At 68.9% G+C, this 24,091-nt stretch carries 23 protein-coding genes; 6 read left to right on the top strand and 17 right to left on the bottom strand.

Translation table 11 applies throughout. The features are described from left to right. Positions 1-158 precede the first annotated feature (158 nt). Positions 159-1,787: a fatty-acid--CoA ligase gene (locus M9945_RS08960; protein ID WP_367944220.1), complete on the top strand. Its 1,629-nt coding sequence runs from the start codon at positions 159-161 to the stop codon at positions 1,785-1,787. A gap of 63 nt (positions 1,788-1,850) precedes the next feature. After that, the gene (locus M9945_RS08955) at positions 1,851-2,678 is read left to right on the top strand and encodes a DUF1499 domain-containing protein (RefSeq protein WP_367944219.1); all 828 of its coding nucleotides are present in this window, start codon (positions 1,851-1,853) and stop codon (positions 2,676-2,678) included. Here the strand turns inward: M9945_RS08955 and M9945_RS08950 are convergent. Then, on the bottom strand, positions 2,649-3,554 hold the full coding sequence (locus M9945_RS08950) for an MBL fold metallo-hydrolase (RefSeq protein WP_367944218.1): 906 nt from the start codon (positions 3,552-3,554) through the stop codon (positions 2,649-2,651). The two genes, M9945_RS08955 and M9945_RS08950, sit on opposite strands and share 30 nt — an antisense overlap. 111 nt (positions 3,555-3,665) lie before the next feature. On the opposite strand from M9945_RS08950, the gene M9945_RS08945 reads away from it, so the two are divergent. Beyond that, positions 3,666-4,256, top strand: a complete 591-nt coding sequence (locus tag M9945_RS08945; protein WP_367944217.1) for a biotin transporter BioY — start codon at positions 3,666-3,668, stop codon at positions 4,254-4,256. Positions 4,257-4,327: 71 nt separating this feature from the next. Here M9945_RS08945 and paaZ read toward each other — a convergent pair whose 3' ends face one another. From paaZ to M9945_RS08885, 12 genes are all read right to left on the bottom strand, one after another. Further along, complete coding sequence (paaZ, locus tag M9945_RS08940) at positions 4,328-6,385, bottom strand: phenylacetic acid degradation bifunctional protein PaaZ (RefSeq protein WP_367944216.1); 2,058 nt, start codon at positions 6,383-6,385, stop codon at positions 4,328-4,330. Positions 6,386-6,389: 4 nt separating this feature from the next. Then, entirely contained in the window at positions 6,390-7,157 is a 768-nt protein-coding gene (locus M9945_RS08935) for a Phenylacetic acid catabolic protein (RefSeq protein WP_367944215.1), read from the bottom strand. 26 nt (positions 7,158-7,183) lie between these two features. After that, positions 7,184-8,260 carry a 2Fe-2S iron-sulfur cluster-binding protein gene (locus M9945_RS08930; RefSeq protein ID WP_367944214.1) on the bottom strand — a complete coding sequence of 359 codons (1,077 nt, stop codon included), beginning with the start codon at positions 8,258-8,260 and terminating at the stop codon, positions 7,184-7,186. Between the two features lie 43 nt (positions 8,261-8,303). Next, a complete protein-coding gene (gene paaD / locus M9945_RS08925) occupies positions 8,304-8,825 on the bottom strand; it encodes a 1,2-phenylacetyl-CoA epoxidase subunit PaaD (protein WP_367944213.1) in 522 nt (173 codons plus the stop codon). Between the two features lie 9 nt (positions 8,826-8,834). Beyond that, complete coding sequence (gene paaC, locus M9945_RS08920) at positions 8,835-9,629, bottom strand: 1,2-phenylacetyl-CoA epoxidase subunit PaaC (protein ID WP_367944212.1); 795 nt, start codon at positions 9,627-9,629, stop codon at positions 8,835-8,837. Next, positions 9,629-9,913 carry a 1,2-phenylacetyl-CoA epoxidase subunit PaaB gene (paaB, locus tag M9945_RS08915; protein ID WP_367931152.1) on the bottom strand — a complete coding sequence of 95 codons (285 nt, stop codon included), beginning with the start codon at positions 9,911-9,913 and terminating at the stop codon, positions 9,629-9,631. The genes paaC and paaB overlap by 1 nt, the downstream gene beginning before the upstream one ends. Before the next feature lie 80 nt (positions 9,914-9,993). After that, positions 9,994-10,983, bottom strand: coding sequence for a 1,2-phenylacetyl-CoA epoxidase subunit PaaA (gene paaA, locus M9945_RS08910; protein ID WP_367931153.1), 990 nt, complete (start codon positions 10,981-10,983; stop codon positions 9,994-9,996). 170 nt (positions 10,984-11,153) lie between these two features. Continuing rightward, complete coding sequence (locus M9945_RS08905; RefSeq protein ID WP_367944211.1) at positions 11,154-11,855, bottom strand: ABC transporter ATP-binding protein; 702 nt, start codon at positions 11,853-11,855, stop codon at positions 11,154-11,156. Then, the gene (locus M9945_RS08900) at positions 11,842-12,639 is read right to left on the bottom strand and encodes an ABC transporter ATP-binding protein (protein ID WP_367944210.1); all 798 of its coding nucleotides are present in this window, start codon (positions 12,637-12,639) and stop codon (positions 11,842-11,844) included. Before M9945_RS08900 ends, M9945_RS08905 begins: the two co-directional genes overlap by 14 nt. Then, positions 12,636-13,592 carry a branched-chain amino acid ABC transporter permease gene (locus tag M9945_RS08895; RefSeq protein ID WP_367931162.1) on the bottom strand — a complete coding sequence of 319 codons (957 nt, stop codon included), beginning with the start codon at positions 13,590-13,592 and terminating at the stop codon, positions 12,636-12,638. Before M9945_RS08895 ends, M9945_RS08900 begins: the two co-directional genes overlap by 4 nt. Positions 13,593-13,597: 5 nt before the next feature. Continuing rightward, positions 13,598-14,470: a branched-chain amino acid ABC transporter permease gene (locus tag M9945_RS08890; protein WP_367944209.1), complete on the bottom strand. Its 873-nt coding sequence runs from the start codon at positions 14,468-14,470 to the stop codon at positions 13,598-13,600. A 72-nt stretch (positions 14,471-14,542) separates the two neighbouring features. Next, complete coding sequence (locus M9945_RS08885) at positions 14,543-15,691, bottom strand: ABC transporter substrate-binding protein (RefSeq protein WP_367944208.1); 1,149 nt, start codon at positions 15,689-15,691, stop codon at positions 14,543-14,545. A gap of 320 nt (positions 15,692-16,011) precedes the next feature. Between M9945_RS08885 and paaG the strand changes: the two genes are divergently transcribed. From paaG to M9945_RS08870, 3 genes are all read left to right on the top strand, one after another. Then, on the top strand, positions 16,012-16,803 hold the full coding sequence (paaG, locus tag M9945_RS08880; RefSeq protein ID WP_367931158.1) for a 2-(1,2-epoxy-1,2-dihydrophenyl)acetyl-CoA isomerase PaaG: 792 nt from the start codon (positions 16,012-16,014) through the stop codon (positions 16,801-16,803). Positions 16,804-16,859: 56 nt separating this feature from the next. Continuing rightward, positions 16,860-18,170, top strand: coding sequence for a phenylacetate--CoA ligase PaaK (gene paaK / locus M9945_RS08875; protein ID WP_367944207.1), 1,311 nt, complete (start codon positions 16,860-16,862; stop codon positions 18,168-18,170). Between the two features lie 64 nt (positions 18,171-18,234). Further along, positions 18,235-18,831, top strand: coding sequence for a TetR/AcrR family transcriptional regulator (locus tag M9945_RS08870; protein ID WP_367931159.1), 597 nt, complete (start codon positions 18,235-18,237; stop codon positions 18,829-18,831). A gap of 4 nt (positions 18,832-18,835) precedes the next feature. On the opposite strand, the gene M9945_RS08865 is transcribed toward M9945_RS08870, so the two are convergent. The 4 genes from M9945_RS08865 to M9945_RS08850 all read right to left on the bottom strand — a co-directional run bounded on the left by M9945_RS08865 (position 18,836) and on the right by M9945_RS08850 (position 24,046). Then, positions 18,836-19,906 (bottom strand): ABC transporter ATP-binding protein, encoded by a 1,071-nt coding sequence (locus M9945_RS08865; RefSeq protein ID WP_367944206.1) that lies wholly within the window; start codon positions 19,904-19,906, stop codon positions 18,836-18,838. Further along, on the bottom strand, positions 19,894-21,561 hold the full coding sequence (locus tag M9945_RS08860; RefSeq protein WP_367944205.1) for an ABC transporter permease: 1,668 nt from the start codon (positions 21,559-21,561) through the stop codon (positions 19,894-19,896). The genes M9945_RS08865 and M9945_RS08860 overlap by 13 nt, the downstream gene beginning before the upstream one ends. A 67-nt stretch (positions 21,562-21,628) precedes the next feature. After that, positions 21,629-22,609: an ABC transporter substrate-binding protein gene (locus M9945_RS08855; protein ID WP_367944204.1), complete on the bottom strand. Its 981-nt coding sequence runs from the start codon at positions 22,607-22,609 to the stop codon at positions 21,629-21,631. Between the two features lie 108 nt (positions 22,610-22,717). Then, the gene (locus M9945_RS08850) at positions 22,718-24,046 is read right to left on the bottom strand and encodes an NAD(P)H-dependent oxidoreductase (protein ID WP_367944203.1); all 1,329 of its coding nucleotides are present in this window, start codon (positions 24,044-24,046) and stop codon (positions 22,718-22,720) included. Positions 24,047-24,091: the final 45 nt, after the last annotated feature.

Here is a 24,091-nt window from a genome sequence, read left to right as displayed (position 1 = left end):
GCCGGATAGCCGGCCCGGCCACGTTGCAAGCCCCTGCACCGCGCCGCTTCCGGCAAATCGATGCGGCACGCCGGCGCGGGCCGCGCAACGGGCTGGACAAGACGGGGCGTTCCGGCAAAGACTGCCGTCCCCATAGCTTTACTTGCAGGATAAGCGCGATGATTGGACTGATGCAGGATTGGCCGCTGCTGTGCCACAAGATACTCGACTATGCGGCGATCCAGCATGGCGGGCGGGAGATCGTGTCGCGCTCGGTCGAGGGGCCGATCGTGCGCACGACCTATGCGCAGGCCCGCGCCCGGGCGCTGAAGGTGGCGCAGCGTCTGGAGCGCGCCGGCTTTTCCGAGGGCGACCGCATCGCCACCATGGCCTGGAACACGGCCAATCACCTCGAAGCCTGGTACGGCATCAACGGCATCGGCGCGGTCTACCACACGCTCAATCCGCGCCTGTTCCCCGAGCAGATCGCCTGGATCATGAACCATGCCGAGGACAAGGCGCTGTTCGTCGACCTCACCTTCCTGCCGCTGGCGGAGAAGATCGTGCCGCAGGTTCCGACGATCAGGCAGGTCGTCGTCTTCACCGACGCCGCGCATATGCCGCAGACCAGCCTCGCCAACGCGATCGCCTATGAGGAATGGCTGAAGGAGGCGGACGGCGACTTCGCCTGGAAGACGCTCGACGAGAACGCGGCCTGCGGCATGTGCTACACCTCCGGCACCACGGGCGACCCGAAGGGCGTGGTCTATTCCCACCGCTCCAACGTGCTCCACGCGCTGATCGCCTCGACGCCGAACGCGATGGGCATCTCGGCGCGCGACGTGGTGATGCCGGTGGTGCCGATGTTCCACGCCAACGCCTGGGGCCTCGCGCAGAGCGCGCCGATGGTCGGCTCCAAGCTGGTGATGCCGGGCGGGCGCATGGACGGCGAGGCGATCTGGGAGCTGCTCGACGGCGAGAAGGTCAGCTTCACCGCCGCGGTGCCGACCGTGTGGCTGATGCTGCTGCAATATCTGGAGCAGACCGGCAAGGCGCTGCCGCACCTGAAGCGGGTCGTCATCGGCGGCTCGGCCTGCCCGCGGGCGATGACCGAGAAGTTCGAGAAGAACTACGACGTCGAGGTCGTCCATGCCTGGGGCATGACCGAGATGAGCCCGCTCGGCAGCCTGTGCACGATGAAGCCCGACTATGCGGGCCTGACCGGCGAGGCCCGGCTCGACATCGCGCAGAAGCAGGGCTTCGCGCCGTTCGGCGTCGAGATGAAGGTGACGGACGACGACGATGTCGAGCATCCGTGGGACGGCAGGACCTTCGGCCGGCTGAAGGTGCGCGGGCCGGCGGTGGCGCGGGCCTATTACGGCGGGGCCGGCGCCGACCAGTTCGACGAGGACGGCTGGTTCGACACGGGCGACGTCGCCCATATCGACCCGCACGGCTACATGCAGATCACCGACCGGGCCAAGGACGTCATCAAGTCGGGCGGCGAGTGGATCTCGACCATCGATCTCGAGAACCTTGCGGTCGGCCATCCGGACGTCGCCGAGGCGGCGGCCATCGGCATCGCCCACCCGAAATGGGACGAGCGGCCGCTGCTGGTGGTGGTGCGCAAGGAAGGCAGGCAGACGACGAAGGAGGAGCTTCTCGAGTTCTTCGCCGGCAAGATCGCCAAATGGTGGATGCCGGACGACGTCGTCTTCGTCGACCAGATCCCCCACACCGCAACCGGCAAAATCCAGAAGACGACACTGCGAGACCAGTTCAGGGATTACCGCCTGCCGACGGCTTGAGGTTTGGCGCGCAGCGTTCCATAGGGAACCCTGCGGCGCTAATTCTCAGGCAGGGCGATTTCGATGGCGGCATTTCCGCAGCGCAGGGTCTCGAAGACGGCCGGGTGGGCGCGCCGCCTCTCGGCCTTCTCGCTCGTGCTTCTCGTCACGGCGGGCGTCGGCCACCGTTACGGGCTGGTCGAGACGTTCGGCTTCCTGTGGACGCTGGTCCTCGTGGCGGCGCTCGCCCTCGCCGGTCTCATCCTCGCCGTCGGCGGCTTCTCGCAACTGTGGCGCAACGGCGACAAGGCCGGCAAGGCCTCGCTCGCCGCGACGGTTCTGTCGCTGATCGTGCTCGCGCCCTATGCCGTCGCCGGCTGGCTCTACCTCACGCTGCCGGCGCTAACGGACGTCTCGACCGACCTCGACGAGCCGCCCGCCTTCGTGATCGCGCCGCGCCTGCGCACGGCGCAGATGAATGTCATCGGCCCGGTCACGGCAGAAGCGGCGGCACTTCAGATGCGCACCTACCCGGACGTGGCCGGCCGGCGCCTCGACGCCTCGGTCGAGCGCGTTCTGGCGGCGCTGGCACCCGTCGTTGCCGCACGCGGCTGGCGGGTCCACGGCCCGATGCCGACATCGGCCGGCGGGCGGACAGAGATCTCCATCGAGATGGAAGCGCCGAGCCTTCTCCTGCGCTTTCCCGCCGACGCGGTGCTGCGCCTGACGGACGAGGAGGAAACCACCTTCGTCGACATGCGCATGGCCTCGCGTTACGGCCCGCACGACCTCGGCTCGAACGCGCGGCGCATCAACGGCTTCATGGCCGCCCTCGCCGCCGAGCTCGAGCGCCAGTCGCTGGAGATCATCGACATCCCGCCCTCAGACGGGAATGAAAACACCGTCGATTGACGGCTCGCCCTCGACGGCGACGATGCCGCGCCCGGCGAGGTCCTCCAGATGCGCCAGCACGGAAAGCCCGGCCGCGCCGTGCAGGCGCGGGTCGACGTCGCGATAGATCGCCGCCACCATCTCCCGCACCGTCCGGTCGCCCGTCCTGAGCCGCTCCAGGATCGCGCGCTCGCGCATCTTGCGGTGCGCCTTCAGGCCGCGCAGGAAGGCCGGCGGCTGCGTCACCGGGCCACCATGGCCGGGCAGATAGAGGGCGTCGTCGCGTTCGAGCAGCCGGTCGAGCGAAGCCATGTAGTCGGCCATCGCGCCGTCGGGCGGGGCGACGATGGAGGTGGACCACGCCATGACGTGGTCGGCCGAGAAGAGGATGCCCGTCCCCTCGATGGCGAAGGCGACGTGGTTGGCGGTGTGGCCGGGGGTGAAGACCGTGCGCAGCGCCCAGCCGTCGCCCTCGACCACCTCGCCGTCCTTCAAGAGCGCGTCCGGCGCGAAGGCCTCGTCGCCGCTGGCGTCGAGCGGGTTGATCTCGCCGATGCGCAGGGGCCGTGCCGGCCGGTGCGGCCCCTCGGCCAGCACCCTCGCGCCGGTCTCGGCGGCGAGCCGCGCGGCAAGCGGCGAATGGTCGACATGGGTGTGCGAGACGAGGATGTGGCTCACCGGCCGGCCGCGAATCGCGGCCAGAAGCGCGCGCAGGTGATTCTCGTCCTCGGGGCCGGGGTCGATCACCGCCAGCGTGTCGGTGCCGACGATATAGCTGTTGGTGCCGTGGAAGGTGAACGCGCTCGGGTTGTTGACCGTCATCCGCGCGACGCCGGGCGCGACCGGCACCGCCTCGCCATAGGCGGGTTCGAATGCGATGTCGAAGTCGATGGCCATGCGGCGATACCGGTGCGAGTTGACGAAAGACGGCGAAACGAGTTGCCGCATATCATGGAAGGCCATATAGGGGAAACCATCGCATCCGTCCGCTTTCCCATGGAGAGGTCAATGTCCGCAGCCGTTCTGTCCCGTCCCCTGGTTTCGCTCACGCTGCCCGAGAAGGGCGTCGCCCGCTATGCCATGCTGGCGCTGCTCGCCGTCGGCGGCACGCTGCTGCTCACCCTTGCGGCCAAGACCAAGGTCGTGCTCGGCCCGGTCGATCTCTATCTCGGCAACCTCGCCGTCCTCGCCATCGCCGCCGCCTACGGCATGCGCCTCGGCCTCGCGACCTTCCTGCTCTATCTCGCCGAGGGCGCGATGGGCTTCCCGGTCTTCCAGTCGACGCCGGAGAAGGGCATCGGCATCGCCTACATGATGGGCACCACGGGCGGCTACCTCTTCGGCATGATCCTCGCCACCGCGCTCGTCGGCTGGGCCGCCGACCGCGGCTTCGACCGCAACCCGGTCAAGCTGTTCTCGGTGATGCTGGTCGGCGTGGCGCTGATCCTCGCCTTCGGCTTCGCCTGGCTCGCCACCCTCCTCGGCGTCGAAAAGGCGTGGCAGTTCGGCGTCGTGCCGTTCGTCCTCGCCGACGTCATCAAGGCCGCGCTTGCCGCCTCGCTGATCCCGGCCGTGTGGGCGCTGTTCGCCCGCCGCTGATCCGGTCCTGAAACGACAAGGCCCGGCGTCGCAAGCCGCGACGCCGGGCCTTTTTCTTTTGCGATCTAGGCTCAGTCGGCGGTCTTCGCCACCATGGTCAGGACGTCGTATTGCGCCACCACCGCCCCGGTCTGGTTGGTGACGCGGCAATCCCAGCGCACTTCGCCGTGCTCCGCCCCGCTGCGCGGGTTGATCTCCTTGCAGGTCAGCCGCACCTGCAGCTCGTCGCCGGGATAGACCGGCGTCAGGAAGCGCAGATTGTCGATGCCGTAATTGGCCAGCACCGGGCCGGGGGCGGGATCGACGAACAGGCCGGCGGCGAAGGAGACGATCAGATAGCCATGCGCCACCCGCCCGTCGAAGAACGGGTTGGCCTTCGCCGCGTCCTCGTCCATGTGGGCGTAGAAGGTGTCGCCGGTGAAGCCGGCGAAATGCTCGATGTCGTCCAGCGTCACCTTGCGCGCGGCGGTGACGAGCTGGTCGCCGACCTCGAGGTCCGCCAGCGACTTGCGGAACGGGTGGACCCCGTCCTCGCGCACGCCGGCGCCCTCCAGCCAGCGCCCGGTGACGGCCGACAGCAGTCCCGGCGTGCCCTGCACCGCCGTGCGCTGCATGTAGTGGACGACGCCGCGCAGGCCGCCCAGCTCCTCGCCGCCGCCGGCCCGGCCCGGCCCGCCATGCACCAGCATCGGCAGCGGCGAGCCGTGGCCGGTCGAGCTTTTCGCGCTGGCGCGGTTGCCGATCATCACCCGGCCGTGGAACGGGGCGAGGCCCAGCACCACTTCCTGCGCGAAGGCCGGATCGTCGGTGAAGACGGAGGCGACGAGGCTGCCCTTGCCGCGCCGGGCGAGCGCGACCGCCTCCTCCCAGCCGTCATAGGGCATGACCGTGGAAACCGGGCCGAACGCCTCGACGTCGTGGATCGCGCGCGCGCCCTGCGGCCGGTCGCAATAGAGCAGCACCGGCTCGACGAACGCCCCGGCCTCCGGATCGCCCGAGGCGAGGCGCGGATTGGCGGCGTCGCCGGCGACGATCTCGGCCTCGCCGGCAAGGTCGTTTATGCGGGCGCGCACTTCCTCGCGCTGGGAAAGGCTGGCCAGCGGCCCCATGGTCACGGCCTCGTCGGCCGGGTTGCCGAGCGCGACCTTGCCGAGCCGTTCGCGCAGCGCCGCGACCAGCGCGTCGGCATGGCGGCGCGGGGCGATTACGCGGCGGATGGCCGTGCATTTCTGCCCGGCCTTGACCGTCATCTCGCGCGCGACCTCCCTGACGAAGAGGTCGAACTCCGGCGTACCGGGGCCGGCATCCTCGCCGAGGATCGCCGCGTTCAGGCTGTCGGCCTCCATGGTGAAACGCACGGAATTGGCGAGGATCGCCGGATGCGCCTTGAGCATGCGCCCGGTCGCGGCCGAGCCGGTAAAGGTGACCACGTCCTGCCCGTCGACATGGTCGAGCAGGTCGCCGAGCGAACCGCAGACGAGCTGCACCGCGCCTTCCGGCAGGATGCCGCTCCCGACCATGCGCCGCACGACCTGTTCGGTCAGGTAGGCGGTCTGGCTCGCCGGCTTGACGATGGCCGGCATGCCGGCCAGCAGGGTCGGCGCCAGCTTTTCCAGCATCCCCCAGCACGGGAAGTTGAAGGCGTTGATGTGCACCGCCACGCCTTGCAGCGGCGACAGGATATGCTGGGCGCTGAACGTGCCGTCCTTCGACAGCGGCTCGACGTCGCCGTCGAGCAGCACGCGCGTGTTGGGCAGCTCGCGCCGGCCTTTCGAGGCGTAGGTCAGCAGCGTGCCGAAGCCGCCGTCGATGTCGACCCAGCTGTCGGCGCGGGTGGCGCCGGTGGCGGTGGACAGCGCGTAGAGCTTGTCCTTGTGCGCCATCAGCGCCTGGGCGAGCGCCTTGAGCATCGCCGCCCGCTCGTGGAAGGACAGGCGCCGCAGCGCCGGCCCGGCCTTCTCGCGGCCATAGGCGAGCGCGGCTGCGAAGTCGATGCCGGAAGAATCGATCAGCGCGACGGGGCTGCCCGTCGAGGCGTCGCGAAGGATCGTCCCCTCGCCGCCGCCCTTGCGCCATTCTCCGCAAACATAGCTTTCAAGTCGGCGGGTGGGGGACACCGCGACATTCATGCGTCTATCCTTCCTTGGTGGTGAGACCGAGCGCGGCGAGTTCCGCCGCGATGTCCGCCTGCCAGCGGGCAAGCAGGGCTTCGTTGGGCTCGTGCCGCAGCCCGAGCCTGGCCAGCATGTCGTGGCGGGCCGAGCGGGAGACGCCGAAGCTCGCCGCCACGCGCGGCAGCCAGTAATCGACGGATCCTTGAGCCTCAGCCCTACCCTCGGGCGTCTCGACGATGCGCTTCAGCCCTTCCAGCCCGAGCTCGGCGTGGCGCGTCTCGCGCGGGGTGATCGCGCGGAACACCTCGGCCAGCGGCTGGTAGGAGACGCGCTCCAGCTCCTTCAGCTCGATGACGACCGCACGCCCCATCAGGACGTTCATGGTCACGGCGTCGACCCAGCCCTGCAACGGGTAGTGGAAGACGGCGAGCCGCCGGTCGCCGCCCTGCCGCGCCGCGCCGATGTCGGCCTCGCGCGGCAGCCGCGCCGCCCATGGGTGATGCACGGCATAGCGCCCGGCATCGGCGCCGAAGCTCGCCATCACCTCCAGCACGCGGCCGGCATGGTCGGTCTTTTCCAGCACGATGCGCGCGGCCGAGATGCGCTCCTTGATGCCCGGCGCGTCGTTGATCGTGTCGGCGAAGCCGGCGGAGCCGGCCAGCTCGCTGTCGACGAAGCTCGCCATCAGCCGTAACAGCTCGGCCCGGTAGCGCGCCGGCGCGTTGCCCGGCGAGGTCAGCACCCCGCCCTTGGCCAGATAGTCCTCGATCGGCATGGTCTCGCTCATCGCATCCTCCTCCCTGACGTCCGCCGCTACTGGTCGTAGCTGACGGCGATGCGGTCCGAGACCGGGTAGCACTGACAGGTCAGCACATAGCCCTGCTCGACCTCGTAATCCTCGAGCGCATGGTTGACGAGCATCTCGACCTCGCCTTCCAGCACCTTGGCGCGGCAGGTCGAGCACACGCCCGCGGTGCAGGCATAGGGCGCGTCGAGCGAATGCTCCAGCGCGGCCTCGAGCAGGCTCTGGCCCTGCTTGGGGAAGGTGAAGCTGCGGGTGACACCATCGAGCGTCACCGTCGCCTCGCAGGCGGCGGCCGCGTCGGCTGCACCTTCCGTGCGCTGCCTCTGCGGCAGGCGGCCGGGCTGCGAGGAGGCGAACAGCTCGAACTTGATGCGCTCCTCGGCCATACCGTGCGCCCGCAACGCCTCGGCGATCACCAGCATCATCGGCTCCGGCCCGCAGATGAAGGCGGCGTCGACCGATTTCAGGTCGATCCAGTGCGAAAACAGCGCGTCGCACTTCGCCCGGTCGATCTGGCCGGTGAAAAGGTCGATCTCCTGCCCCTCGCTGTCGAGGATGTGGATGATCGACAGCCGCCCGAGATAGAGGTTCTTCAGGTCCTCCAGTTCCTCGCGGAACATGATCGAGGAGACCTGCCTGTTGGCGTAGACCAGCGTGAAGCGCGATCCCGGCTCGCGCGCCAGCACGGTCTTGACGATGGACAGCACCGGCGTGATGCCGCTGCCGCCGGCGAAGCCGAGATATTCGCGCCCGGCCTCAGGCTCCAGCGGCAGGTGGAAATTGCCCATCGGCGGCATCGCCTCGATCAGGTCGCCGGGGCGCAGATTCTCGTTGGCCCAGGTCGAGAACGCGCCGCCGTCGACGCGCTTGATGCCGACGCGCAGCGACGCGTCGTCGAGCCCGGCGCAGATCGAATAGGAGCGGCGCAGCTCGGCGTCGTCGAAGCGGCGGCGCAGGGTCAGGTACTGGCCCTGCGTAAAGCGGAACGCGTCGCGGTCCTCCTCGCGCGGCTTCAGCGTGACGACGATGGCGTCGCGCGTGTCGCGGCGCACGTCGGTGACTTCGAGCGGATGAAAGCGTGACATGGTGCCTCCCTGCCGCATCCTCGGATGCATTGAAGTCGCATCCTCAGATGCATTTGAAATAGTCGAACGGTTCCAGGCATTCGGTGCAGCGGTAGCTCGCCTTGCACGGGGTGGAGCCGAACTGGCTCACCTTTTCCGTCGCCGGCGACCCGCAGCGGGGGCAGTAAATGGCGGCGTTGCCGCCGGAAAGGCGTTCCGCGCGGCGGGCCAGCCGCCCGTCGGCGGCGGTGCCGTCCACCGGCGGGGCGATGCCGTAGGCGCGCAGCTTCTCGCGCGCCTCCGGGCCGATCCAGTCGCTCGTCCAGGCCGGGGAAAGCCGGCGCTCCAGCCTGATGCTCTCCACCCCGTGGCCGCGCAGCGCCGCCTCGATGTCGAGGTCGATCATGGAGGTCGCCGGGCAGCCGGAATAGGTCGGCGTCACCGCGACGACCAGCGTGTCGCCGTCATAGGCGACGTCGCGGACGATGCCGAGCTCGACCACCGAGATCACCGGGATCTCCGGGTCCGGCACCTCGCCCAGCCATTGCCAGACCGTCTCCACCGAAGGCAGGGTCGCGGCGTCCACCTCGCCCTCCTACCAGGTGCTTCCCGGATAGGCGCGCTGCAGGAACTGCATCTCGGCCAGGATATAGCCCAGATGCTCGGTGTGCCTGCCGCTCCTGCCGCCCTTGTGGGCGTAGGTCCCATCGGGGCGCTTCAACGTCGCCTCGGCCAGAACCTCGTCCACCACCGCCTCCCACGGCTCGCGCAGGCTGGGAACAGACGGCGCGATGCCGGCCGCGGCGGCTGCCTCGTCGGCGGCGTCGGCCGCGAACATCTCGCCCGTATAGGGCCAGAGCTCGTCGAGTGCCGTCTGCATGCGGGCGTGGCTTTCCTCGCTGCCGTCGCCGAGGCGGATGACGAGGTCGGCCGAGCGCTCGACGTGATAGGCGACTTCCTTCACCGCCTTGGCGGCGATCTCGGCGATGCGCGGATCGCGCGAGGACGCGGCCAGCCATTTCAGCATCGGCAGGTGCCAGGCGTCGAACAGGAACTGGCGCATCAGCGTGCGGCCGAAATCGCCGTTGGGCAGCTCGACCAGCAGGAGGTTGCGGAAGGCGTGCGCGTCGCGCAGATAGGCGAGGTTGTCGGCCGTGCGGCCCTTGCCCTCGACCTCGCCGGCAAGGCCGAGCCAGAGCTGGGTCTGGCCGATCAGGTCGAGCGCGGTGTTGGCGAGCGCGATGTCCTCCTCCAGCACCGGCGAGTGGCCGCACCATTCCGAGACGCGATGGCCGAGGACGAGCGCGTTGTCGCCCATGCGCAGCAGGAACTCGGTCAGGCCGGCGCGGTCGATATCGGCCCCGGTGTCGGCGTCGAGAAGCGCGGCCATCACATATGCCCCACTTCGTCGGGAATCTTGAAGAAGGTCGGGTGGCGGTAGACTTTGGAGTTGGACGGCTCGAACAGCGGTCCCTTGTCGGAGGGCGAGCTCGCCGCGATCTCGGACGAGCGCACCACCCAGATCGATACGCCCTCGTTGCGGCGGGTGTAGACGTCGCGGGCGTTCTTGATCGCCATCTCGGCGTCGGGCGCGTGCAAGCTGCCGACGTGGCGATGGTTGAGGCCGTGCTGGCCGCGGATGAAAATCTCCCATAGAGGCCATTCGTGAGACATGGCGCTTCCTCCTGTCGCTGGCTGTCCCGATGGGCGCGATAACCGCCCGGCTGGCTGTTCTTTTTTCGGCGCGCGCGGCCTCAGGCGGCCGCGCGGCGCGCCTCCTTCTTGCGCGCATGGGCCATCAGCCCTTCGCGGAACCAGGCGCCGTCCTCCCACGCCTTGACGCGCGCGCCGAGGCGCTCGCGGTTGCACGGCCCGTTGCCGGAAATCACCTCGAAGAACTCGCTCCAGTCCGGCTCGGAAAAGTCGTAGCCGCCCTTTTCCTCGTTCCAGGCCAGCTTGTCGTCGGGGATGGTCAGGCCGAGATATTTCGCCTGCGGCACGGTCTGGTCGACGAATTTCTGCCGCAGCTCGTCATTGGTGTTGATCTTGATCTTCCACGCCATCGACTGCGCCGAGTGGACCGAATCCTTGTCGGAGGGGCCGAACATCATCAGCGACGGATACCAGAAGCGGTTCAGCGCATCCTGCGCCATCGCCTTCTGGGCTGGCGAACCTTCAGCCATCTTCATCATGATGTCGTAGCCCTGCCGCTGGTGGAAGCTCTCCTCCTTGCAGATGCGGATCATCGCGCGGCTGTAGGGGCCGTAGGAGGTGCGCTGGAGCGGCACCTGGTTCATGATCGCCGCGCCGTCGACCAGCCAGCCGACCGCGCCGATATCGGCCCAGTTCAGCGTCGGATAGTTGAAGATCGAGGAGTATTTCATCTTCCCCGAATGCAGCTTGTCGAGCAGCTCGTCGCGGCTGACGCCGAGCGTCTCGGCGGCGCAGTAGAGGTAAAGGCCGTGGCCGGCCTCGTCCTGCACCTTGGCGAGCAGGATCGCCTTGCGCTCCAGCGTCGGGGCGCGGGTGATCCAGTTGCCTTCGGGCAACTGCCCGACGATCTCGGAATGGGCATGCTGGCCGATCTGGCGGATCAGCGTCTTGCGGTAGGCTTCGGGCATCCAGTCCTTCGGCTCGATCTTCTCGCCGGCATCGACGCGGTCCTGAAACGCGCGTTCCTGCAACGACATCTCCTCGAGAGACTTCACGCCGTCGCTGTCGGTCCTGACCATCTGGGCATACATGGCTTTCCTCCTTGCCGCGCTGCCGGGCCTCGCATTGGCGTCCGGTCGCGTCGATTATTCATTGACCGACCGGACGGTTATCTATTTAGCATTCGATGCGTTACATTTCAACAGAATTTTACGGCCAAATTGTAACATATCGCGACGGCGGGATTATAGCACCCCCGGCGTCAAATCCCCAGATAGGCTTCCCTCACCTTCTCGTCGGCGATCAGCTCGGCCGCCGGGCCGCCCATGATGATGCGCCCGGTTTCCATGACGTAGCCGCGGTCGGCGATCGACAGCGCGCCGAAGGCGTTCTGCTCGACCAGCAGCACGGTGACGTTGAGGCTCCGCAGGTTCTTCACCACGTCGAAGATCTGCGCCACCAGGATCGGCGCCAGCCCCATCGATGGCTCGTCGAGCAGCAGGCAGGAGGGGCGCCCCATCAGCGCGCGGGCGATGGCCAGCATCTGCTGCTGGCCGCCGGAAAGCCCGCCGGCCGGCAGGTTGCGCTTCTCCTTCAGGATGGGGAACATCGCGAAGGCCTCGTCCATGTCGCGCGCGACCTTGTCGTCGCTGAACAGGAACGCGCCGAGGCGCAGATTCTCCTCGACCGTCAGGTTGGTGAAGATCTGCCGCCCTTCGGGCGATTGCGCCAGCCCGCGCTCGACGCGCCGCCACGCCGGCACAGCGGTCAGCGGCTCGCCGCGAAAGATGATCGAGCCGGCCGAGACCGGCTGCACGCCGGACAGGCAGCGCAGCAGCGTCGTCTTGCCCGCGCCGTTGGCGCCGACCACGGCGACGATCTCGCCCGAGCCGACCTCGATGTCGATGCCGTGCAGCGCCTCGATGCGGCCGTAGCGCGAGCGCAGCCCCTCAACCGTGAGCATGGGTGTCCTCCCCGGCATCCTCTCCGGCTTGGGCGCCGAGATAGGCCTCGATGACGCGCGGGTCGCGCGCCACCAAAGCCGGCTCGCCCTCGGCGATCTTCTCGCCATGGTCGAGGACGACGAGATGGCTCGATATGCGCATCACCATCTTCATGTCGTGCTCGACCAGAAGCACGGCGACGCCCGACGCCGCGACATCGGACACCAGCCGGTCGATCTCCTCGGTCTCGACCGCGTTGCAGCCCGCAGCCGGCTCGTCGAGCAGCAGCACGCGCGGCTTCAGGGCGAGCGCCCGGGCGATCTCCAGCCGCTTCAGCGCGCCGTAGGACAGCGAGCCCGCCTCGTGCCCGGCCGCGCGCGACAGCCCGACCCGCTCCAGCAGAGCATAGGCGCTCTCGCGCGTCGCCGCGTTGCGCCGGCGCGAGGAGGGCAGCGACAAAAGGTCGGCGACCACCGAGCCCTTCTCGTGCAGATGATGCCCGGCCTCGACATTCTCCAGCACGGTCATGGCATGGAATATCTGGAGGTTCTGGAAGGTGCGCGACAGCCCGCGCGCGGCGAGCAGATGCGGCTCCATGCCGGTCACGTCCTCGCCGTCGAGCGTGACGCGGCCCCGCGCCGGCAGATAGAGGCCGGAGATCATGTTGAACAGCGTGGTCTTGCCGGCCCCGTTCGGCCCGATGACCGAGACGATCTCGCCCGGACCCAACCCGAAGCCGACATCGTTGACGGCGCGCAGGCCGCCGAAATCGATGCCGAGGCCCTCGACGCGAAGCAGGCTCATTGACCCCTCCCCCGCAGCAGGCGCACGAGGCTGGGCAGCAGCCCCTCGCGCATGAATATCATCACCAGCATCATGACGAGGCCGAGCATCAGCATCTCGTATTCCTGGAACACGGTCAGCACCTGCGGCAGCGCGGTCAGGATCGCCGCGCCGAGGATCGCGCCCGGCACCGAGGCCGCGCCGCCGAGAACCGTCATCGTCACCATCTCGATGGAATGCATGAAGCCGGCCATGTCCGGCGTCACCAGCCGGTTCTGCAAGGCAAGCAGCGAGCCGGCGACCGAGGCGTAGACCGCCGAGATGACGAAGGCGTGCAGCTTGTAGCGGGCGACGTCGACGCCGACGGTGCGGGCGGCGACTTCGGAGCCGTGCAGCGCCCGCAAGGCCCGCCCGGTCGCGCTGTCGTGCAGGTTGAGCGCCAGCCACGCGCCGACGACCAGCACGAGGCCGCAGGCGCCGTACCAGAACTGGGCGTTGCTGACCTCGATGCCGAGATCGCGCAGGGCGGCGCGCAGGCCGGGATCGGGCACGGCGATGCCGTCCGGCCCGCCGGTAAGCCACGCCTCGTTAGCCAGCACCATGGCGACGAGCACGCCGAAGCCGAGGCTGGCGACGGCGAGGTAATAGCCCTTGAGCCGCAGGATCGGCCGGCCGACCAGCCAGGCGATGCCGCCCGACAGCGCCGCGCCGAAGACGATGGCGAGGACGGGATGGAGGCCCAGATGCGCCGGCGCCAGCGCGCAGGCATAAGCGCCGATGCCGAAGAAACCGGCATGGCCGAGGCTGATTTGTCCGGCATAGCCGATCAGCACCACGAGGCCGGTGACGGCGAGGCCGTTGATGAAGATCAGCGCGCCGACCCGGTAATAGAAGGCGGAAGGGAACAGAAGCGGCGCGAGCGCGATCGCCAGCGCCAGGAGAAGAAGCGTCGTCGCTTTCGTCGAGAGCCGCATCGCCGTCACACCCGTTCCGTGGTCTTGGTGCCGAACAGGCCCTGCGGCATGAAGAAGAGCACGCCGAGGATGACGACGAAGGCGGCCGCGTCCTTGTATTGCGAGCTGAGATAGCCCGCCGTCAGTGCCTCCATCAGGCCGAGCAGCAGGCCGCCGGCCAGCGCGCCCTTGGGGTTGCCCATGCCGCCCAGCATCGCGGCGGCGAAGCCCTTCAGCGCCAGCGAGATGCCGATGTCGTAGCTGACCAGCGTGATCGGGGTGACAAGCACGCCCGCCAGCGCGCCGATCGCCGCCGACAGCGCGAAGGACAGCGACATGACATAGCGCGTGTTGATGCCGACGAGCTGCGCGGCCATGCGGTTGTTGGCGGTGGCGAGCACCGCGCGCCCGGTCAGCGTGCGGGTAAAGAACAGCCATAGCCCGACGAAGACGGCAAGGCCGCCGGCGATCACCCACAGGCTCTGCGGCAGGATGGTCGCGCCCAGCACCGGGATCGGCGCGTCGCCGGAAAAGGACGGGAAGCGGTGGAGCTGCTTGCCGAAGACGAGCTGCGAGACGCCGCGGATGAAGATCGAGGCGCCGATGGTGATGATGATGAGCGAGACGACGGGCGCACCGCGCGCCGGCTCGATGGCCAGCTTGTTGAGCGCGACGCCGGCGGCGGCCGTGACCGCGATGGCGATCAGCGCCGCGACCGGCAGCGGCAGGCCGCCAGCGTAGCACAGCACCGTCAGCATGCCGCCCAGCATGACGAACTCGCCCTGGGCGAAGTTCACCACGTCGGACGCGTTGTAGATGATGGTGAAGCCGAGCGCGACGAGCGCGTAGACCGCGCCCACCGTCACCCCCGACATCAGGAACTGCATCAGTTCGGGCATGCCTCGCCTCCCCGCGGCATGAAGAGCGGCGGCCGGACGCGCCTCCCGCGCCCGGCCGGCCTCGGCTGACGGCTACTCGACGAGGGTCCAGCCGCCGTCGCGGATCTCGAGCATCCGGAAGGCGCTCAGGTCGAGGCCGAGATGGTCCTCGGGCGACATGGTGACGGTGCCGGTGGTGCCGACGAAGCCGGAGGTCGATTCGATCGCGTCGCGGATCGCCTGCGGCTCGGCGCTGCCGGCGCGGCCGAGCGCGTCGACGAGGATGCGCAGCGCGTCGTGCGCGTAGCCGCCGAAGGTGGAGACGGGCGTGCCGGTCTCGCTCTCGTACTTGGTCTTGTAGGCGACCGCGACCTCGCGCTGCGGGTCGTCCTCGGCGAGGATGCCGGCGACGAGCAGCGCGGTGCCGGGCAGGCGCACGCCCTCGGATTCGGCCTTGCCGGCCAGCTCGATGAAGCTGTCGGAGGCGACGCCGTGCGACTGGTAGAACGGCAGACCGACGGCGATCTGCGAATAGTTGCGGGTGACGATGGCCGGCCCCTGGCCGAAGCCGGGGTTCAGCACCGCCTGGATCCCGGCCGTGCCCTTGATGTTGGTGAGCTGCGGCGTCATGTCGGCGTCGGTCGGCGCATAGGTCTCGTCGGCCACGACCTCGATGTCGTAGTCGCCGACGATGTCGAGGCACTGCTTGCGCATCGACGCGCCGAAGCCGTCCGAGCCCGAGATCATGCCGATCTTGGTGAAGCCGCGCTTCTGCATGTCCTCGAAGATCTTGGCGCAGGCCATGCGGTCGGTGTGCGGCGTCTTGAAGGTGAAGGGCTGCACCGGGTCGATGACCTCGATCGCGCCGGCGAGCGAGATGAACGGCACCTCCGCCTCCTCGACGACGGGGATGATCGCCATCGACGTGCCGGTCGTCGTGCCGCCGATGATGGCGACGACCTCGTCGTCCTCGATCAGGCGGGTGGCGAAGGTGCGCGCCTTGTTCGGGTCGCCGCCGTCATCATAGAGGATCAGCTCGATCTTCTCGCCGCCGACGCCGCCGGCCTCGTTGATCTCGGCGACCAGCATCTTCAGCGTCTTGGCCTCGGGGTCGCCGAGGAACGCGGCCGGGCCGGTTTCGGACAGGGTCGCGCCGATGCGGATGTCGGCGCTCGCCGGCATGGCGAAGCCGAGAGCGAGGGCCAGCGTGCCGGCAAGCGCGGTAGCGTTATTGAGTTTCATGTCGGTTCTCCTCCCAACGGTAAAAACGGAACTCGTTCCTTGCGGTCATCGTTCCCGCGCCTCCCGCACGGGAACGATGCGATCTTCCTACGTCGCCCTTGCCTGCACGCGGCTGCGCCGGCCGCCCTCGCCCCGGTGGACCGCAGGGTGCGGAGCGTCCGGAAAATGGCCAGCCGTGGCGCGTCGATGCGCGCAGGATTGCGTCATGTCAGATGCCTCCCGGATCTGCCGCAGCGGCAAATCTGGTTTATAATTGACTGACCGGCCGGTTTATGCAACTGTTTTTTTGTTGCCGCTCGAGGGTGCGGCGAGGAGGAACAATGCCCGGATCGGAAACCATCCTGTCGGCCTTCGCCGATGGTGTCCTGCGCCTGACGCTCAACCGTCCCGACAAGCTTAACGCCTTCAACGAGGAGATGCACCTGGCATTGCGCGCCGGCCTCGAGCGGGCGCATGCCGACGCCGACGTGCGCGCCGTGCTGCTGACGGGCGCCGGGCGCGGCTTCTGCGCCGGCCAGGACCTCGGCGACCGCGACCCCAATGCCACCGAGAAGCCCGACCTCGGCTATACGATCGAGACCTTCTACAACCCGCTGGTGCGCCAGATCCGCTCACTGGCCAAGCCGGTCGTCTGCGCGGTCAACGGCGTGGCGGCGGGCGCCGGCGCCAATGTCGCGCTGGCCTGCGACATCGTGCTGGCCGCGCGCTCTGCCCGCTTCATCCAGGCATTCTCCAAGATCGGCCTCGTGCCGGATTCGGGCGGCACATGGGCGCTGCCGCAGCTTCTGGGCGAAGCGCGCGCCAAGGCGCTGGCGCTGACCGCCGAGCCGCTTTCGGCCGAGACCGCCGCCGAATGGGGGCTGATCTGGCGCTGCTGCGACGATGCGGCGCTGATGGACGAGGCGCAATCGCTCGCTGCCCGGCTCGCCGCCGGCCCGACGCGGGCGCTCGGCCTGACCAAGCAGGCGATCCAGGCGGCTGCGACCAACACGCTCGACGCCCAGCTCGACCTTGAGCGCGACTACCAGCGCGAGGTCGGCAAGGGCGCGGACTACGCGGAAGGCGTCGCCTCCTTCCTCGAGAAGCGCAAGCCGAATTTCACGGGCCGCTGACGCCCGCCCGGCCGTGGAGGACGGCCGGTAGAGACTGTTCCGGAGGAAACACCGACATGGAAGATCTTTCGCCCCGCCCCGGCGATCTGGAGCCGATCGAGACCGCCTCGCGCGACGAGATCACCGCGCTCCAGCTCGAGCGCCTGAAATGGTCGCTCGGCCATGCCTATGACAATTCGCCCTTCTACCGCGCCCGCTTCGACGCGCACGGCGTCCACCCGTCCGACCTGAAGTCGCTGTCGGATCTCGCGAAGTTCCCGCTCACCACCAAGGCGGATTTGCGCGAAACCTATCCGTTCGGCATGTTCGCCGTGCCGCGCGAGAAGGTTGCGCGCGTCCATGCCTCGTCCGGCACCACCGGCAAGCCGACCGTCGTCGGCTACACGCAAAAGGATATCGACACCTGGGCGACCGTGGTCGCGCGCTCGATCCGCGCCGCGGGCGGGCGGCCGGGCGACATCGTCCACGTCTCCTACGGCTACGGCCTGTTCACCGGCGGGCTCGGCGCGCATTACGGCGCGGAAAAGCTCGGCTGCACCGTCATCCCCGTCTCGGGCGGCATGACCGAGCGCCAGATCTCGCTGATGGTGGACCTGAAGCCGCGCATCATCATGGTGACGCCCTCCTACATGCTGTCCATCCTCGACGAATTCCGCCGCCAGGGCCTCGACCCGCGCAAGAGCTCGCTCGCCGTCGGCATCTTCGGCGCCGAGCCGTGGACGAACTCGATGCGCGAGGAGATCGAGGCCGCCTTCGACATGCACGCGGTCGACATCTACGGCCTGTCCGAGGTGATGGGCCCCGGCGTCGCCAACGAATGCGTCGAGACCAAGGACGGCCTCCACGTCTGGGAGGACCATTTCTATCCCGAGATCATCGACCCCGAGACCGGCGAGCCGGTGGCGGACGGCGAGCCGGGCGAGCTGGTCTTCACCTCGCTGACCAAGGAGGCGCTGCCGATCATCCGCTACCGCACGCGTGACCTGACGCGGCTGATGCCCGGCACGGCGCGCTCGATGCGGCGCATCGAGAAGATCACCGGCCGTTCCGACGACATGATGATCCTGCGCGGCGTCAACGTCTTCCCGACGCAGATCGAGGAGCAGATCCTCAAATGCCGTGGTCTTGCGCCGCATTTCCAGATAGAACTCACGCGCACCGGGCGCATGGACGACATGACGGTCCATGTCGAATGCGCGCCGGACGCCGCCGACGACGCCACGCGCGCCGCCTCGGCGCGGGAACTGGCCCATCACATCAAGAGCGTCGTGGGCGTCAGCACGAAGATCGCGATCCGCGATCCCGGCTCGGTCCCGCGCTCCGAAGGCAAGGCCAAACGCGTGGTCGACAATCGACCGAAAGACTAGCGACCGAAAGACTAGAAACGCATGCCGGTCCGGTCGGGGCCGGCATGGCGGGAGACGGGCACGAATGGCACGCACGAGAGCAGTCGATTTCGAGGAAAAGCAGCACGCGATCCTCAAGAACGCGGCGGCGGTCTTTGCCGAGCTCGGCATGGACAAGGCGTCCATGTCGCAGATCGCCTCGCGCAGCGGCGTCTCCAAGGCCCTGCTCTACCACTACTATCCGGGCAAGGATGCGCTGATCTTCGACATCGTGCGCACCCATCTGGCGCGGCTCGAGGCCGACATCCGCGCCGCCGACCGTCCCGACCAGCCGCCGGACGTGCGCCTGCGGCTTCTGGTGCGGCAGGTGCTGGACAACTACCGCGACGCCGACGACCAGCACAAGGTGCAGCTCAACGGCGTCGGCACGCTGGCGCCGGAGCAGGTCGCCGAGCTTCAGGCGATCGAGCGCAGCATCGTGCGCATGTTCTCGAACATCATCCGCGAGATCAACCCGAACCTCGACAAGGACCGGCCGCTGCTGATGCCCGTCACCATGTCGCTCTTCGGGATGATGAACTGGGTCTATATGTGGTTCCGGCCCAACGGCCCGATCACCCGCGAGGACTATGCCGACATCGCGACGACGCTGATTCTCGAAGGGGTGAAGGCGGTTTCCTGACGCTTCAGGCAGCGGGGATCAGCCAGCCGGAGCGGATGCGCACGCGCACAGGTGCGCCCGGCTCGAAGGATGCGGCTTCATTGGCATCAAAGCGCAGAACCAGCGACGGATCGGCGAGCGGCGCGACCTCGACCCGCGTCGCCCCGCCCTTGTAGACGGCGCGCCTGACCGTGCCGTCTATCCCCGGCCCACCGGCCGCGGCCGGCCCGATATCGGCGGCGCGGCAGCAGATCAGGCCCGTTTTCCGCGCCACCTCGCCCGGCCGGCAGCGCACCAGCGCCTCCTGCCCCAGCGCCTCGACGCGGCAAAGGCCGGCCTCCTCCGCGCCCGACACCGTCACCGGCAGCACCATCCCCTGCGAGATGAAGGAGGCGACCATCGCCGTCGCCGGCTCGCGATAGAGCGTGCGCGGGTCCGCGACCTGCACCAGCCTGCCGCCGTCCATCACGGCGATGCGGTCGGCGAGCGCCATCGCCTCGGCCTGGTCGTGGGTGATGTAGACCATGGTCGTGCCGGTGCGGCGGTGGAAGGCGGCGAACTCCTCCTCCATCGCGGCGCGCAGATGGACGTCGAGATTGGCCAGCGGCTCGTCGAACAGGACGAGCGAGGGCGCGGCGACGAGGCAGCGCGCCAGCGCCACGCGCTGGCGCTGGCCGCCGGAAAGGCTGGCCGGATAGCGCTCGCCGAAGCCGGCCAGATCGACGAGCGCCAGCGCATCCGCCACACGGCGCGCCGCCTCCTCGCGTGCGACCTTCGCCACCTTGAGCGCGTAACCGACATTCTGCGCCACGGTCATGTGCGGCCACAGCGCGTAGTTCTGGAACACGAGGCCGACGCGGCGCTTCTCCGGCGAGATCATGACGCCGGCGCCAGAAACGACGGCGCCGCCGATGGCGATCTCGCCCGCGTCCGGCCGCTCGAAGCCGGCGATCAGGCGCAGCAGCGTGGTCTTGCCGCAGCCCGAGGGGCCGAGCACGGCGAGGAACTCGCCGTCGGCGACGTCGAGCGACACGTCGGCCACCGCGTCGACGCCGGAGAAGGTTCTGGTGACGCCGGAAAGCTTCAGTCGCGCCATGGCAGCACTCCGCGCGGCAGCCGCCGGGCAGCGAGGTTGGTCGCCACCATCAGCGCGAAGGTCAGCGCCACGGTCAGCGCCGAGATCGCCGCCGCATATTTCGAATCGCCGCCCTGCTCGAAGGAGAACATCACCACCCCGATCGTCTCCGCGCCGGAAGACCACAAAAGCGCCGAGACCGTCAACTCGCCGAAGGCGGTCATGAAGATCAGCAGCCCGCCGGCCATCGCCGCCGGCGCGACCAGCGGAAAGACGATGCCGCGCAGCCGCGCGAACAGGCCGGCCCCCGCCACCTGCGCCGCCTCCTCCAGCGCCCGGTCGATCTGGTGCAGCCCGCTCACGGTCGGGCGCACGGCAAGGACGAGGAAGCGCGCGAGATAGGCGTAGAGGATGATCCAGACCGTGTTGTAGATGTGCAGGCCCGTCAGCGGCAGCGGCTTGAGGAACAGCAGCAGCGCGGCGATCGCCAGCACCACGCCCGGCAGCGCGTAGGGCAGCTCGATGGAGAGGTTGACGAGCCGCACCCAGCCCTGCCGGCCCCAGGCGACGAAATAGGCGATGGGCAGCGCCGCGAAGACGGCGAAGACGGCGGCCGACAGCGACAGGCCGAGGCTGTTGGCGAAGGCGCGCCGCGAGGCGGCATGCTCGACCATGACGAAGCGGTAGTTGTCGAGCGTCACTGTAGAGGCGGAAAGCGGGACGCCATAGGCCGGGACGAGCGACGACAGCAAGAGGCCGGTGAGCGGCAGGACGAGGATCACCGCGATCAACGCCCACATCGTCGCCTCGACGGCCACGCGCCAGCGGCCGAGCGCATAGGGCTCGCTCGCCAGCGAGGCGGCGAAGGTGCGATAGTCGCGCCGGCGGCTCATCCGCTCCTGCGCGACGATGCCGGCCATGGCGATGACGCCGATCAGCACCGAGAGGAACGCCGCCTCGCCGAGCGCGGCCGGCCCGCCGGCGGCCAGCCGCTGGTAGATCAGCGTCGGCAGCACGAGATAGTTGGCCGGGATGCCCAGAAAGGCGGGAATGCCGAAATTGCCGACGCAGGAGACGAAGGCGAGCGCGGCGGCGGCCATGATCGACGGCGTCATCAGCGGCAGGATGATCGTGCGCGCCACGGTGAAGGGGCCGGCTCCGGCCGCCCGCGCCGCCTCGACCAGCTCGCGCGGCAGACGGCGCAGGCCGGCGCGCACCAGGAGGAACACCAGCGGCGCATATTGCACGCCGAGCAAGAGCACGATGCCGCCCGGCGAATAGAGCGGGTTGCGGCTTCCCATCGGCGGCGCGAGGCCGATCAGCTTGAGGAAAGGGCTCGCCGGCCCGAAAAGCTGGAGCCAGGCCAGCGCCGTCACCTGCGGCGCGATCATCAGCGGCATGACGAAGCACAGGATGAACGCGCCGCGCCCGCGCATGTCTGTCAGCGTCACGACGAGGGCGACCAGCGTGCCGAGCGCCACCGCCAGCACCGTGCCGCCGACGCCGACGACAAGCGAGTTGACGGTCGCGACCCATGTCGACCGGCTCGCCAGCCCCGCCTCGATGACGGCGAAGGACAGGCCGCCCGCCGGCGCCACCGTCTCGCGCAGCAACCGCAGCATCGGCAGAAGTGAAAAGACGGCGATCGCCACCGCGACCGCCGCCGCCAGAGCCATCTCCTGGCTCCGGCCGCTCCTCAGTTCCGCCTGCGACGCCAAATGCCGTTCCGCCCCGCGCGCCGACTCAGCCGCCGAACAGCTCGGCGAAGCCGGCCTTGTCGGCCTCGATGCGCTCGGTCACGGCCTCGATATCGACCGGCATCAACTTGATCTCGACGCCCTCGGGCAGCCAGTCGGGCCGGCCGGCCGACGCCTTCGCGGGCAGGTAGCCCATGTCGCGCGCCAGCTTCTGGCCGTCGTCGGACAGGATGAAATCGACGAAGCGCCGGCCGTCCTCGGGGTTCTTCGCGCTCGAAAGGATGGCGACCGGCTCGGTCACGGCGCTCACGCCCTCGGCCGGGAAGACGAACTCGATGGGCGAGCCTTCAGCCTTCGCGTTGAGCGCCATGAAATCGACCAGCACGCCATAGGGCTTCTCGCCGCCGGCCACGGCCTTCAGCACCGCGCCGTTGCCGCGCACGGCGATAGTGCCGTTGTCCTTGAGGCCTGTGTAGAAGTCCCAGCCGAGCGCCGGATCGAGCGCGATGCCCGACATCATGTAGGCGGCCGCGCCCGAATAGAGCGGGCTCGGCATCACCACCCCGTCCTTGTAGGCGGGCTTGGCGAGGTCGGCCCAGCTTTCCGGCTTCTCGGCCGCCGCCGTGTTGTAGGCGATGCCGGTGGTGATCAGCTTCGAGCCGAAATAGGTGCGCTCCGCGTCGTAGCTGTCCTGCGCCAGCCCCTCGACATCCGCTTCCGGATAGGCGAGCAACCTGTTGTCCTTCTTCAGCAGCTCCATGCTGACGGCGTCGGCGATCAAGAGCACGTCGGGCTGCGGCGCGCCGGCCGCGAACTCGGCGGCGAGCTTGGTCAGGAGGTCGGACGTTCCCGAGCGGAAGATTTCGACCTCGACGCCGGGATTGGCCGCCTTGAAAGCCTCGACCGTCTTGGTCGCGTCGGCCTCGGGCTGCGAGGTGTAGAGCGTCAGCGTGCCGGCATGGGCCGCGCCGGCGAGAAGCGCCAGCGCAAGCTGCCCGGCCGCGAGCGTGTTCACAAAAATCTTCATGATGCCTCCTGACTGCATCCCTTTTCCGGGGTGGCCCGAACGGCCGCCTCCGGTTCTCTCCCTGCATCGCCTCTATGAACGGCGCGTGACAATACCCGCGCGTCGCATCTAAACCGCCGCCTTGCCCCAGACCAGCCGGTCCTGCCGGGCGCGCAGCTCGGCGATCTTCGACCCCGGCGCGGGCGCGGCGTTGGCGTAGGTGATGAGCTCGCCACTGGCGATCGGCGCGGTGACGGTGCCGCCCTGCAACAGGCCGCAGGGAATGGCGCGGGCAGCGCGCGCCTCTCCCGCCCCCATGATCCAGGCGCGGTAGCAATATTCGCCGATGGCGTCGAGTCGGTCGCCGGGCTTCAGGTCCTTCTTGGCCAGCGCGCAGACATCGGCCACCGGCTTCGACAGCGGCACCATGTCGGCCTTGCCGTGAAGGACGACACGGGCGCAGGTCAGCGGCACCTCGAGCGAGGTCAGGTGATAGGGGCGGTGGAAGGTGAAATACGGGCCCTTGCCCATCTTCAGGTCTTCCATGCGCTCGCGGATGCGCGGATGCGACATGTCGGCAACGACGAAGACGCCCGGCGCGACGCCCTTGCCGACGGTGTAGTCGACGACCCCGACGCGCGCGAGCACGCCGCCGTCGCGCTCCGGCACCAGCACGCTCGACAATTCGGGAAGCGTCGCCGCCGGCCCGTGCATGCCCGCCTTGTCGGGAACAAGGCCGGTGGCGTTGGCGATGGCCGCCATCTCGACCATGGTCTTCGACCCGTCGACGAACTCGACCAGCATGCGCACGTTCATGTTGCGCCGCGCGGCCTCCTCCTCGTAGGCGGGGGGCGTGGCGTCGACGTTGAGCGGGTTGTTCTTGCCCTTGCCGGCGGCGACGATGGGGTGGCCCATGGCCGAGACGAACTCGATCAGCTCCATGCAGGCCGAGGGCTCGTCGCCCGCGCCGAGCGAATAGACGACGCCGAGCCGCTCCGCCTCGCTCTTCAGATACGCGCCGATGGTCACGTCCGCCTCGACGTTCATCATCACGAGATGCTTGCCGTTCTCCATCGCGGCGAGGCCGATCTCGGCACCGACCGCCGGCACGCCGGTCGCGTCGACGACGACGTCGACCAGTCCGCTGCCGATGACGTGGCCGGCATCGCCGGTCACGGCGATCTTGCCCGCCTCCATCGCGGCGTCGATCGCCGGGGCCGTGCCCGCCTCGTGCGCATGGCCGTCCTCACCATAGGCGATGGAAGCGGCCTTCAGGGCGCGCTGGGGATCGCGCTCGGCGATGACGCCGACCACGACGCCCTCCATATGCGCGACGCGGGTGACGATGTCGGTCCCCATCTCGCCGCAGCCGATCAGGCCGATGCGCACCGGCCTACCGGCACGCGCGCGCTCGCTCAAGTCGCGGGCAAGCCCGATCCGGGCGACGTTGATGCTCATGGGCGGGTCCTTCGGCACGAATGATCCCCTCATCCCTAATGAAGA

The organism is Aquamicrobium sp. (assembly GCF_023954335.1).
In the GTDB taxonomy this organism is placed as follows: domain Bacteria; phylum Pseudomonadota; class Alphaproteobacteria; order Rhizobiales; family Rhizobiaceae; genus Aerobium.
This window is presented reverse-complemented; position numbering and strand designations above follow the sequence as displayed.